11 protein-coding genes and 2 pseudogenes are annotated in these 11928 nt (G+C 73.1%); 8 read left to right on the top strand and 5 right to left on the bottom strand.

The genetic code is table 11. The features are described 5' to 3' along the window. The 5 genes and pseudogenes from ETD96_RS45165 to ETD96_RS30990 form a co-directional block, all read left to right on the top strand. Nucleotides 1–688 (top strand): annotated as a pseudogene (locus ETD96_RS45165) (hypothetical protein); the annotation flags it as partial. Further along, nucleotides 685–1053 (top strand): hypothetical protein, encoded by a 369-nt coding sequence (locus ETD96_RS31005; RefSeq protein WP_138640037.1) that lies wholly within the window; start codon nt 685–687, stop codon nt 1051–1053. The pseudogene ETD96_RS45165 and the gene ETD96_RS31005, both read left to right, overlap by 4 nt. A 55-nt stretch (nt 1054–1108) precedes the next feature. Further along, nucleotides 1109–1861, top strand: a complete 753-nt coding sequence (locus tag ETD96_RS31000; protein ID WP_138640036.1) for a LamB/YcsF family protein — start codon at nt 1109–1111, stop codon at nt 1859–1861. Continuing rightward, on the top strand, nt 1858–2472 hold the full coding sequence (gene pxpB / locus ETD96_RS30995; RefSeq protein WP_138640035.1) for a 5-oxoprolinase subunit PxpB: 615 nt from the start codon (nt 1858–1860) through the stop codon (nt 2470–2472). The genes ETD96_RS31000 and pxpB overlap by 4 nt, the downstream gene beginning before the upstream one ends. Beyond that, nucleotides 2469–3317, top strand: a complete 849-nt coding sequence (locus ETD96_RS30990; RefSeq protein ID WP_138640034.1) for a 5-oxoprolinase subunit C family protein — start codon at nt 2469–2471, stop codon at nt 3315–3317. The genes pxpB and ETD96_RS30990 overlap by 4 nt, the downstream gene beginning before the upstream one ends. Nucleotides 3318–3353: 36 nt before the next feature. Here ETD96_RS30990 and ETD96_RS30985 read toward each other — a convergent pair whose 3' ends face one another. From ETD96_RS30985 to ETD96_RS30975, 3 genes are read right to left on the bottom strand one after another with little or no spacing between them, the layout of a single operon-like run. Next, nucleotides 3354–4049 carry a histidine phosphatase family protein gene (locus tag ETD96_RS30985; RefSeq protein ID WP_138640033.1) on the bottom strand — a complete coding sequence of 232 codons (696 nt, stop codon included), beginning with the start codon at nt 4047–4049 and terminating at the stop codon, nt 3354–3356. 49 nt (nt 4050–4098) lie between these two features. After that, nucleotides 4099–5184 carry a winged helix DNA-binding domain-containing protein gene (locus ETD96_RS30980; RefSeq protein ID WP_138640032.1) on the bottom strand — a complete coding sequence of 362 codons (1086 nt, stop codon included), beginning with the start codon at nt 5182–5184 and terminating at the stop codon, nt 4099–4101. Nucleotides 5185–5228: 44 nt separating this feature from the next. Continuing rightward, nucleotides 5229–7784, bottom strand: a complete 2556-nt coding sequence (locus tag ETD96_RS30975) for an AAA family ATPase (protein ID WP_138640031.1) — start codon at nt 7782–7784, stop codon at nt 5229–5231. Between the two features lie 233 nt (nt 7785–8017). Here ETD96_RS30975 and ETD96_RS30970 point away from each other — a divergent pair, with 233 nt between their 5' ends. The 3 genes from ETD96_RS30970 to ETD96_RS30960 all read left to right on the top strand — a co-directional run bounded on the left by ETD96_RS30970 (nt 8018) and on the right by ETD96_RS30960 (nt 10444). Beyond that, nucleotides 8018–8926 carry a haloalkane dehalogenase gene (locus tag ETD96_RS30970; protein ID WP_138640030.1) on the top strand — a complete coding sequence of 303 codons (909 nt, stop codon included), beginning with the start codon at nt 8018–8020 and terminating at the stop codon, nt 8924–8926. An 81-nt stretch (nt 8927–9007) separates the two neighbouring features. Then, a complete protein-coding gene (locus tag ETD96_RS30965) occupies nt 9008–9727 on the top strand; it encodes a ribonuclease HII (RefSeq protein ID WP_138640038.1) in 720 nt (239 codons plus the stop codon). Nucleotides 9728–9811: 84 nt separating this feature from the next. Then, complete coding sequence (locus ETD96_RS30960) at nt 9812–10444, top strand: HhH-GDP family DNA glycosylase (protein ID WP_138640029.1); 633 nt, start codon at nt 9812–9814, stop codon at nt 10442–10444. 7 nt (nt 10445–10451) lie between these two features. Here ETD96_RS30960 and ETD96_RS30955 read toward each other — a convergent pair whose 3' ends face one another. Together ETD96_RS30955 and ETD96_RS30950 are read right to left on the bottom strand one after the other, a co-directional pair. After that, nucleotides 10452–11111: a nitroreductase family protein gene (locus ETD96_RS30955; protein WP_138640028.1), complete on the bottom strand. Its 660-nt coding sequence runs from the start codon at nt 11109–11111 to the stop codon at nt 10452–10454. Between the two features lie 100 nt (nt 11112–11211). Further along, nucleotides 11212–11928, bottom strand: a pseudogene (locus ETD96_RS30950) (TerD family protein); the annotation flags it as partial.

Genomic DNA, 11928 nt, shown 5'->3' with positions numbered 1-11928 from the left:
GATATCGCCGGCACGCGAGACGCCGAGCGACCCGCACGGCCTCCCGGTCGCGCCGCTCTACGGCCAGGGCAAGGGACGCCGGGACGAACCCGCCCCCGAGCCAGAGCCCGCTCCCAAGCCTGAGCCCGTCCTCACGCAGGAGGAGGCCCCTGCCGCACCACAGGCGGGGAAGGACGCGTCCCCCGACGCTCCGTCCCAGGTGGTGATGATGCAGAAGGTCGTGCGGCCCGAGCATGTGCAGCACTACCTGGAGGGCGGCTACGACCTCGTCGCCGGTTACGTCCACCGCCTGCAGGACGTGCGGGAGATCCGGTCCCCCGCCGCGATGATCCGGGCGCTCGGGCTCGTGTACGAGGGGTCGCCCTTCACGCACGCGGACGAGCAGGTCTTCATGATCCGGTGGCCGGCGGTGAAGCCGGCGCTGTTCCGGCGCCCCCTCGGCGGGATCGACGAGTGGAGCATGGGCATCATCCCGGGCGGCTGGGTGATCGAGCGGGCGCCGTTCCCCGGATCGGGGTACGCGCCCGGCGAGGGCCCGGCCATCCCGGAGTTCAAGATCGAGAGCCAGCGGCTGCCGCACGGCGCCGGGCTGTACCGGCTGGACGCGCGCGGCGCCGAGACCCTGGTCGCGGGGTACGACGCCGATCTGCGCAGGTGGCTGGTGAAGCTGCCGGGAGGGCGGGGATGAGCATCCGGCACGGGTTCTACGCGAGCTGGCGCGGCGGCGAGTACGAGGCCAGTCCCGACGGCGAGCAGGTGCGGCTGTACACGGCGAGGCACACGGACGGCTTCCGCCAGGTCTCACCGGACCGGTTCGTCCAGGTGGTGCCCCTGGCCGACGTCGACCGCCTGCAGTACGTGACCACGCATTGCACATGGCGCGGCGAACCCTTCGTGGTGCTCGGCGAGCATGACGGCTGGCTCCGGGTGGAGTACTGCGGCGGTAAGGCCCCCGTGGCGGAGGGTCTCGGTCTGGAGCTGTTCGACCGCGGCGTGTACCAGGCGTGGGCGTCCCGGCACGAGGTCGAGGACCTGCACGAGGAGCCCGTCTGAGCCCGGCGGCGGGTGCGCTCGGTCAGTGACGCGGGATCGGTGGTAGGTCTTGGACATGGCGGTCATCGACATCAACGCCGACCTCGGCGAGGGGTTCGGCATCTGGGAGCTGGGCGACGACCTGGCGCTGCTCGACGTGATCACGAGCGCGAACGTGGCGTGCGGGTTCCATGCGGGCGACCCGCTGATCATGCGGCGGGTGTGCGCCGCCGCGGTGGCGCGCGGGGTGACGATCGGCGCGCAGGTGTCGTACCGGGACCTGGCCGGTTTCGGGCGCCGCGAGATGGACGTGGCCGCGCCCGAACTGACCGCCGAGGTGCTGTACCAGATCGCCGCCTTGGACGGCATCGCGCGCGCGGAAGGCGGGCGTGTGGCCTACGTGAAGCCGCACGGCGCGCTCTACAACCGCGTCAGCCGCGACCCCGTGCAGGCGGGCGCGGTGGCGGAGGCGGTGAGGGCGTACGACCCGTCGCTGCCGCTGCTGACCCTCCCCGGCTCTGCGGTGCACGGGGTCGCCGAAGGGCTGACCGTGGTCGCGGAGTGCTTCGCCGACCGCGCCTACACGCCGTCCGGCGGGCTGGTGTCCCGCCGTGAGCCGGGTGCCGTCGTCCATGACGAAGACGCCGTCGTGCAGCGCGCGGTCAGGATGGCCGTGGACGGAACCGTCGTCGCGGTCGACGGCAGTGAGGTCTCCCTCAAGGCCCGTTCCATCTGCGTACACGGCGACACACCGGGGGCGGTGTCCCTCGCCCAGTCCGTCCGGTCGGCGCTGTCCGGCGCGGGCGTCGCGCTGGAGTCGTTCGCGTGAAGGTGCTGCGGGCGGGTGACGCGGCCCTGCTCGTGGAGACCGGCGACCTGGCCACCGCCCACCGCCTCAACGCCGCCCTCCGGGACGACCTGCCGCCGGGCGTCGTCGATGTGGTGCCCGGCGAGCAGACCGTCCTCGTGATGGCCGACCCGTCGGCCGACCTGGACCGCCTCGCGGCGCGCCTCCCGCACCTGCCGCTGCCCGACGACGTGGAGGGCGACGCCGCCCCGGTGGAGATCCCCGTGGTCTACGACGGCGAGGACCTCGACGAGGTCGCCCGCCTCACCGGGCTGTCGCGGGAGGAGGTCGTCCGGCGGCACGCCGGAAGCGCCTACACGGTCGCCTACCTCGGCTTCTCCCCCGGCTTCGGCTACCTGACGGGCCTCGACCCGGCGCTGCACGTGGCGCGCCGCGAGTCGCCGCGGACGGCGGTCCCGGCCGGGTCGGTGGCGATCGCGGGACCGTACGCGGCGGTCTACCCGTCCCGGTCGCCGGGCGGGTGGCGGCTGCTCGGGCACAGCGGGCTGCGGCTGTGGGACGTCACGCGCGACCCGCCGTCGCTGCTCCGGCCGGGCACGCGCGTCCGCTTCGTCCCCGAGGAGCGTTCTTGATCGAGGTCGTGCGGCCCGGTCCGCTGGCGACCGTGCAGGATCTCGGCCGGCCCGGCCGCGCCCATCTCGGCGTCCCGCGGTCCGGGGCGGCCGACGAGCGCGCGCTGCGGCTCGCCAACCGGCTCGTCGGCAACCCCGAGGGGGCGGCGGGCGTCGAACTCACCTTCGGCAGCGCCGCACTGCGCTTCCACAGGCGCGCCTGGATCGCGGTCACGGGCGCTCCTGCGCCCGTCCTCATCGGCGACCGCGCCCACGGCACGAACGCACCGTGCTTCGTACCGGACGGCGGAACGGTAGAGGTCGGCCCACCTTCGTCAGGGCTCCGCAGCTATGTCGCCGTGCGCGGTGGTGTCGCCGTCGATCGGGTCCTTGGAAGCCGGTCGACCGACCTTCTCTCCGGCCTCGGCCCGGCCCCGCTTTCGCCCGGAGACCAACTACCAGTCGGCGCCGCCGAGGGCCTCGCCGACATCGGCGTGGACGTCGCTCCAGCACCGGCCATGCCGGACACACCCGTGCTCCGGGTACTGCCCGGTCCGCGCGACGACTGGTTCACCGACGACGCGCTGGCCGCGCTGACGTCCACGCCCTACACGGTGTCGCCGGACAGCAACCGCGTAGGGGTCCGGTTGGACGGGCCTCCCCTCGTCCGCGCGCGCGACGGCGAACTGGGCAGCGAGGGGATGGTCACGGGGTCGGTCCAGGTGCCGCCCAGCGGGCTGCCCATCATCTTCCTGGCCGACCATCCGCCCACCGGCGGCTACCCGGTGATCGCGGTGCTCGCCTCGGACGGCGTCCCGGACGCGGCTCAACTCCGTCCCGGCCAGCAGGTCCGCTTCCGCCTCTAGACCGCCCTGCTCAGGGCTAGGTCAGCGAGCCAGAGGCTAGGTCAGCGGGGCCGGGGCGGACCAGTCCAGGTGGGAGACGTCGTTGAAGCCGCGGACGGACGTCAGGTCCCCGAGGCGCACCAGCAGGGAGATCGAGGCGTTGTCGGGGGCGAGGAACGCGAACGGCCGGGCGCCGGTCGCGGCGGCGAGCGCCTGCGCGATGACGCCGCCGTGGGTGAACACCGCGATCCGGCCGCCGGCGTGCGCCGCCGCGAGCCGGGTGAGGCTCTCCTCGACGCGCGCCGCGAAGGCGGCGCCGGATTCCGCGCCGGGGATGACGTCCCAGCGCTCCTCGGCGAACATCCGCTGCGCCACCGGGTCGTTCTCGGCGACCTTCTGGCGGAACAGGCCGCCCTCCCACTCCCCGAGGTGGACCTCGCGCAGGCCCGCCTCGACGCGCGGCTCCAGGCCGAGGCGGCGCGCCAGGGGCGCCGCCGTCTCCGCCGTGCGGCGCAGGGACGTCACGTAGAGGGCGTCGAGCTTCTCCTCCGCGAGGCGCTCGCCGACGCGCTCGGCCTGCTCGCGCCCTTCGGGGGCCAGTTCCGGGTCGGCGTGGCCGTCCACGAGGGGGAACGACCGGTCGGCGCGCGCCGGTGCCGACGCGCCGTGCCTGACCAGAAGAATCTCGGTCGCGCCGTCGGGCGCCTTGTACCGCGTCTGCCGGTACTCGACCGGCTCCTCCCGCTCGTCCACGAACGGCACCCTAGACGATCGCCGCAGCGTGCCCTGCGTCCGGCCCTGTTCAGGAGACCAACGGACCCACGCGGCCGATCTCCTCCTTGAGCGGTCCAGGCGGGACGTCTTCGAAGGCGGTCACGGCCACATCGCCGTCCTGCACCTCCCATACACCCGCCACGCGGCCCTCATGCAGGACCACCGGGGAGATCCAGCCGGCCGTGCGGCTCACCTTGCCGCGATGCTCCGCCGGGACCAGGTAGGTCGCCCCTGTGCCCGCCCCTAGGACGTACTGGTCGAACGCACCCAGCAGCCGGACCGACGTGCTGGGCTCGGTGGCGAGCAGTTCGTCGCGGTGCTCGGCCAGTACGAACATCTGGACGCCGTCCGCCTCCACCGTGGACAGGCCGTCCTCCGCTGCGGCGAACCAGCTCTTGACGTCCTTCTTGCGGCTCGCCTTGCGCATGAGCCAGTTGTCGAACATCTCGGGTGTCGCCGGCCCGTGCGCGGCGAGGTAGGCGTAGACGACGGTCCGGGCGGCTTCGTCCAGCGGCGGGAGGCCCGTCCAGCCCGGCAGCCATCGTTCCGGTGCGGCGAACGTGACGCGGGTACCCTGCGCCGGGCCGTGGCACAGCACGCCCCACCACGCCAGGGGCTTGAGCAGGACGCCCCAGCCCGACCCCAGCACTTCGGCGAGATGCCGTGAGCCGGTCTTGTCGATGACGGCTTCGGACAGTTCCTCCCGTGTCAGCACCTCACCGCCGGCCAGCGCGGCAGTGGCCGCCTCTGCGAGAGCCTCCAGGTCGGCGGGCGTGGCACCGAAAGTCTTCTGCCAACTGGGCTTCTCCCAATGGCGGGTAGTGGAGCACAGCGCGAGGTAGGCGGCGGCCACATCGGCGGGCAGGAGATGCAGGGTGCCGCGCATGGCCCACGTCTTGACGAGGGTCCGCTCGTCCAGGAGCGCCTTGGCCACTGCGCCTCGTTCAGGGTTCCGCTGCCGCAGCGCGACGGCGAGTTCCGCGGCCGACGCCACCTGCGCCTGGACGCCCGCCAGCCGGCGTGCGACATCCACCGCCGACGCCTCGCCCTGGGGCTCGATGTACTGCCGCCGCATCCGCCAGGCGAGAACCTGGGCCCACGTCACCGCTGTCATGCCCCGATTACATCGCAGGCCGCGGACAGAACCGTCCGTCTACCTCATGCCAGGCGGTGGGCGAGGTCGGCGAACGCGTTGCGCACGTCGGCGGGGGTGAGGAGCGTGAGGTCGTCGGCGGTGGCGCGGTCGCCGAGCTCCGCCGCGCGCAGCGCCCGGCACGCGCACGCCTTCTCGTAGATGGAGCGGGCGAAGCGGCCGTTGCCGAACTCGTCGATCCGGCCCGTGCCGCAGACGCGCTGGAAGACGAGGGCGAGGTCGTCCAGGGCGCCGTCGTCCCAGCGGTCGCCGCCCTGCTCGGCGATGAGCTGGGCGATGCGGAGCAGCTCGTCCGGCCCGTAGGAGGGGAACTCCACGCGCACGTCGAACCGCGAGGCGAGCCCCGGGTTGGACGCCAGGAACCGGTCCATGTCGGCGTCGTAGCCGGCGAGGACGACGACGAGCCGGTCGCGGTCGTCCTCGGCGCGCTTGAGCAGGGTCTGCACCGCCTCGGCGCCGAACGCGTCGCCGCCGCCGTACCCCGGGTTGCTCAGCGCGTACGCCTCGTCGACGAACAGGACCCCGCCGAGCGCCGAATCGACGACCTTGTTCGTCTTGAGGGCCGTCGCGCCGAGGTGCTCCCCGACGAGGTCGGCGCGCTGGGCCTCGACCACCTCGGGACGCGCGAGGAGCCCGGCCGCGGCGAAGATGCGGCCGAGCACGCGCGCCACGGTGGTCTTGCCGGTCCCGGGCGGGCCGGTGAAGACGAAGTGGCGGGTCGGCGGGCGGGTGACGAGGCCCTGCTCCTGCCGCATCCGCGCCACCTGGAGCTGGGCGGCGATCTCCCGGACCTGCCGCTTCACCGGTTCGAGCCCGATCATCGCGTCGAGCGAGCCGAGCGCCTCGTCCAGCGTGGGCGTCTCGGCGTAGCCGCGGTACCGCTCGGTGACCTCGGCGAACGCGGTCTCCACGTCCTCCGCGCGGAGGGTGACCAGGTCGTCGGCGCTGGGTCGGGCGGGCGCGGCGGACGCGGAGGCCGCGTCCACGACACGGACGTCCCGCGCGCGCGCCGCCGCCTCAGTCAGCGACCGAACGAACCGCCCGTTGCCCAGTTCGTCGATGATGCCGCGCCGCTCGACCTCCTCGAAGCGCGCGGCGAGCCGCCGCCGGGCCTCCGGGTCGAGCCGGTCCTCGCGGAGCCCGGTGTGGTAGTCGGCGATCCGCAGCAGCTCGGACGGCCGGTAGGACGGGAAGTGCACGCGCGTGCCGAAGCGCGAGGCCAGGCCGGGGTTGGAGTCGAGGAACTCGGCCATCTGCGCGTCGTAGCCGGCGAGGATGACGACCAGGTTGTCGCGGTCGTCCTCGGCCCGCTTGAGCAGCGTCTGGACGGCCTCGTCGCCGAAGCGGTCGGGCTGCCCCTCGGCGGAGTTGACCAGGCCGTACGCCTCGTCGATGAACAGGACGCCGCCGAGGGCGGAGTCGACGAGCCGGTTGGTCTTGAGCGCCGTGGCGCCGAGGAACTCGCCGACGAGGTCGGCGCGCTGGGCCTCGACGAGGGCGGGCTCCGGCAGCAGCCCGAACGCGTAGAAGATCTTGGCGAGGACGCGCGCGACGGTCGTCTTGCCGGTGCCCGGCGGGCCGACGAAGACGAAGTGCCGCATCGGCTTCTCGGTGGGGACGCCGGCGGCGGCGCGCAGGTGCGCCGCCTCGATGGACGCGGCGATGGAGCGGACCTGCCGCTTGACCGGCTCCAGCCCGATCATGTTCTCCAGCTCGGCGAGCGCGTCGGCGACGGAGATGTCCGGCGCGGCGTCCGTGCGGCGCTCCGGCGGCGCCTGCCGCTCCGGGGCCGGTGCGGCCTCGGCGGCCTGCGCGGCGGCCTGTGCGGCCGGTTGCGCGGCCGCGGCGGGGTCGTCCGCCGGTGCACGGCGGTCGGGCCTGCTCGGCCGGTCCTTCTTGTCGGGCTTGTCCGGAGTGGACGGGTTCTTGCGCGGGGCGGGCGGCATGGCGTCCCCCTCCGAGCTCGCCTGTTCCTGGACCCAGCCGGTCTCGTACGCCTCGGCGGGCACCGTGCGGCGGGCCCGGTCCCAGCGGTAGGCGAGGACGGCCAGGGCGGCGGCCCAGCCGGGCGCCGCGCTCGCCTCCGGCAGCGGCTGGGCTACCGCCGCCGTGGCCGCCCCTGCGGCGGCCAGCGTGAGCAGGGTCGTGCGCCAGGGCGTGTACCCGCGCAGGCGGAAGGCGACCACCGCGACGGGCACGGCGAGCACCGCCAGAAGCAGCGTGGGGCTCAGGTACGCAGGGTGCTCGCCGTCCGGGTAAAGCCTGCCCAGGGGAACCAACAGCGCGAGCCAGGACGCGATGACCGCGATGACCGCCATGCCCGTGGGCGAACGCAGCGTCAGGTGGACGACCACCAGCAGCACGATCGCGCCCACCGCCACGCCAAGGACCGGCCCCTCCAGCAGGACGGTGCCGGCCAGGAGCAGAGCCATCAGCAGCAGGCCGCCCAGGAACCGCAGCCCGGGGGTGATCTGGAAGTAGCGCACCCGCAGGCGCTCGAAAAGATCCCGCGCCGCGGCGTCCTTCGCCGGGCGGGAGCGAGACCTGCCGAACAAAGCCATCAAGAGCGAGTAAAGCGCAGGACCGCCCGGAACGGGACTCCCCGTGCGGGGAACGTTGCCTCTCGTACGGCCTGCCTGGGCGCGGCCGAACGCCCCTCGGTACCGAGACCAGGACATTTGTACTGTCCAAAAGTGCGGGTCTGATTCTTCAGCCGACACCGGCCGAATTCGTAACGCCGCAGCGCGTGCGTACCGCTGAGACCAGCCCCGGCGGCGCTGCCATGATGAGGCCCATGCGGATCCTGCGCACGCCAGAAGAACGCTTCACGCAACTCCCCGGCTTCCCTTACGAGCCCCGCTACGCGGACGTCCCGGCCCAGGACGGTGACGGAACCCTGCGGATGGCCTACGTCGAGGCGGGCCCGTCCGACGGTCCCGTAGTGCTGTGCCTGCACGGTGAGCCGAGCTGGTCGTTCCTCTACCGCCGCGTCATGCGGGTCTTGGCGGACGCAGGGCTGCGCGTGGTCGTGCCCGACCTGGTCGGTTTCGGCCGCTCCGACAAGCCCGCCGAGATGACCGACCACACCTACGCCCGCCACATCGAGTGGACGCGCGCGCTGGTGTTCGACGCCCTCGGCCTCCAGGACGTGACGCTCGTCGGGCAGGACTGGGGCGGCCTCATCGGCCTGCGCCTGGTGACCGCCCACCCGGACCGCTTCTCCCGTGTCGTCGTCGCCAACACCGGGCTTCCCACAGGCGACTTCCCGATGCCGGAGACTTGGCTGAAATTCCGCCAGTCCGTCCGGACCGCACCCAAGTTCGACATCGCCCGCAACATCGCCGCCGGATGCCGCACCGCGCTGGCCGACGACGTGCGCGCCGCCTACGACGCGCCCTTCCCGGACGAGTCCTACAAGGCGGGGCCGCGCGCCATGCCCGCCCTCGTCCCGGCCGAACCCGACGACCCGGAGGCGCAGCCCAACCGCGACGCGTGGAACGTCCTGCGCGCGTGGGACAAGCCGTTCCTGGTGGCCTTCAGCGACAAGGACCCCATCACCGGGGCAATGGCGCCGCTGTTCAAGCAGCTGGTTCCGGGCGCGCAGGGCGTCGAGCACCCTACGATCGACGGCGCGGGCCACTTCCTCCAGGAGGACGACGGGGAACGGCTCGGCCACGCGATCGCGGCGTTCATGCGTTCCTGAGGAGCCTCCTTGACCGACCCCACCGGCGCCCTGCCCGGATTCGACCCCGCCCCCGGCGATGGTCCGCACGGTCCGCGCGGGATCCCGCGCGTCGCGGGTTACGAGATCGAGGACGAGCTCCGCGCCGCACCGTCCCGCAAGGACGGGCCGCTCCGGATCGCCGGGGTGGACGAGGTCGGGCGCGGCGCATGGGCGGGCCCCGTCGTGGTGTGCGCCGCCGTCACCGACCTCAGCCCGCCGCCGGCCGTGCCCGGCCGGGGCAAGAAGACCATCGCGCTGACCGACTCGAAACTGCTCACCGAGGCGCACCGCGAGTCGTTCGCCGACCTGCTGCCGGGCTGGCTCGCGGGGCACGCGATCGGCGCGTCGCCTCCCGAGGAGATCGACGAGGTCGGCATGACGGAGGCGCTGCGGCGCGCCGCCGTCCGCGCGCTGGAGGCGCTGCCCGAACGGCCCGACATCGTCCTCCTCGACGGCAAGCACGACTTCCTGGGCCGCCCCTGGCGCGTCCGGTGCGAGGTCAAGGCCGACCAAAGGTCGGTCACGGTCGCGGCAGCGTCCGTCCTGGCGAAGGTCCACCGTGACCGGCTGATGGCGGAGCTGGACGGCGAGTTCCCCGGTTACGGGTTCGCGGACAGCGCGGGCTACCCGTCGCCCGTCCACCAGAAGGCGCTGGAGGAGCACGGCCCCACACCGCACCACCGGATGTCATGGTCGTACCTGGACGACCTCCCCCGCTGGCGGCACCTGAAGAAGCACCGTGACCCGCTCGCCGGGGAAGGCCAGCTCAGCCTTCTGTGACGCCCGTACCGACCCCTGCACGGGCACCGTCCAGGAGTCATCCCCGTCCGGCCGGGTAAGCGCCATCCACGGGAGGTACATGCCATGGATGCCGTTGTGAAGAACCTGTTGCGCGAGTCCGGCCGGACGTTCGCCGAAGAGGCGGGCATCACGCTGAAGGACCAGCCGGCCGCGCTGTTCAAGCTGCTCGTCCTGGCCAACCTGCTGAGCGCGCGCATCTCGTCCGAGATCGCGGTGTCCGCCGCCCGCGAACTGTTCGAGGCCGGCGGCGGAACCGCCCGCGGGATGGCCCGGATGTCGTGGCAGGAGCGGGTGGACGCGCTCGGACGCGGCCACTACGTCCGCTACGACGAGAGCACCGCGTCCCGCCTCGGCGACACCGCCGACCTCGTCCAGGACAAGTACAAGGGCGACCTGAGGCGCCTCGCCATCGCGGCCGAGCGCGACCCGAAGAAGGCCGCCGGCCTGCTCCAGGAGTTCCCCGGCGTCGGCCCCACCGGCGTGGACATCTTCTGCCGCGAGGCCCAGGCCATCTGGCCGTGGCTGCGCCCCCACATCGACGACCAGGTGAAGAAGGGCGCCGAACGGATCGGGCTGCCCACCGACCCCGGCGAGCTCGCCGAGAAGGTCACCGACAAGGATCTGGCCCGCTTCACCGCCGCCCTGGTGCGGGTGGCCCACGACAAGAAGCTCGCGGACCACCTCAAGGCCGCGTGAGCGCCGGTCACAGGCGCACGATGACCTCGTCCACCGGCTTGCGGGTGATGTCGGGCACCATCGCGTCGTCCGCCGGGTAGCCGACGGGGATCACGACGTACGCGCGCTCCTCCTGCGGACGCTCGCACACCTCGTTCAAGAAGCGCATGGGGCTCGGCGTATGCGTGAGGGTCGCCAACCCGGCCTGGTGCAGCCCGGCCAAAAGGAACCCCACCGCGATGCCAACGGACTCCTTGACGTAGTAAGGACGAGGCGTGTCCGGCCCCTTGTGCACTTCGAAGACGACGATGACGGCCGGCGCGTCCTCCAGGAACGGTTTGCGCCAGTCGGTGCCCAGCGGCGCCAGCGCGTCCAGCCACTCCTGGGACGCGCGCCGCTCGTAGAACTCGCGCTCCTCCCGCTCCGCCGCCTCCCGGAGCCGCTTCTTGCGCTCGGCGTCGGTGATGACGACGAACCGCCACGGCTGAAGGTTCGCGCCGCTCGGCGCCGTCGCCGCGGCACGGATCGCGTGCTCGACGACGTCCGGCGGCACCGGGCGCGAGGAGAAGTCCCGCACCGTGCGGCGCAGCGTCATCGTGTCGGCGAACGCCTCGGCGCGCCGTGCCGCCTCCACCGCCGGAACGTCGAAACGGGGCGCGGGAACGACCGGATAAGGCTGAGTGCTCATGTGATCGTTCCTACCGCCGCCGGCGGGCCCGGCACAATCGGCAGCATCAGCCAACGTTCCGGACCCGTTCCGACCACATGCGCCCCCGCGGCGGGCGGACTCAGTCCTTGCCGCGGGAGGCGACCCACTCCAGGTTCCAGGCGTAGGCCTGGTCGACGGCCATCTTCCCCCAGCGCGGGCGGCCGGGCGGCGGCAGGATGAAGCGTCCCTCGCGGCGGACGACCAGCTCGCCGTTCACGTTCTCGATGAGCGCCAGGACGGCGTCGCGGGAGGCGTCCACGCAGTCGTCCATCCGCATGTCGATCGGCGGCGCGCCCACCGGGAACAGCGTGGCGATCGCGTCCAGGCCGCGGAAGTCGTCGGCGCCGTCGTAGATCTCGGCGAACACCAGGATGCGCTTGAAGTCCTTGGTGTGGTCGAGGTTGATGTGGAGGTTCTCGCCCGACTCGATGGCGCCGGTGCGGTCGTCCTTGTCGAGCTTGATGAACGGCGCGCGCTCCAGGGCGCCCATGTCGCCGATCGCGTGGATGATGCCCTTGCGGCCGTCCTGCAGCTCCCAGAGGCAGCACAGGTCGAGGTCGAGGTCGACGCCGCGGCGGCGCTTGCCGAGGCGCCCCTTGGCGACGCCCTCACGGGCGGTCCAGTTGAGGTTGACGCGCATGTGGCCGCCGGTCGCACCGTGCTTGGTGAGCGACACCGACGGCGCGTTCTTGGTCAGGGAGATCTTGCCGCCCTGCTGCTGCGGCGCCGCCCCGGCGGGCGGGGGCGGAGGCGCGTACTGGCCGGGCGGAGGCGGCGCGTACTGGCCCCCCGGAGG

This window comes from Actinomadura geliboluensis (genome assembly GCF_005889745.1).
In the GTDB taxonomy this organism is placed as follows: domain Bacteria; phylum Actinomycetota; class Actinomycetes; order Streptosporangiales; family Streptosporangiaceae; genus Spirillospora; species Spirillospora geliboluensis.
The sequence above is the reverse complement of the archived record's forward strand: the minus strand, read 5'-3'. Positions and strand labels throughout refer to the sequence as shown.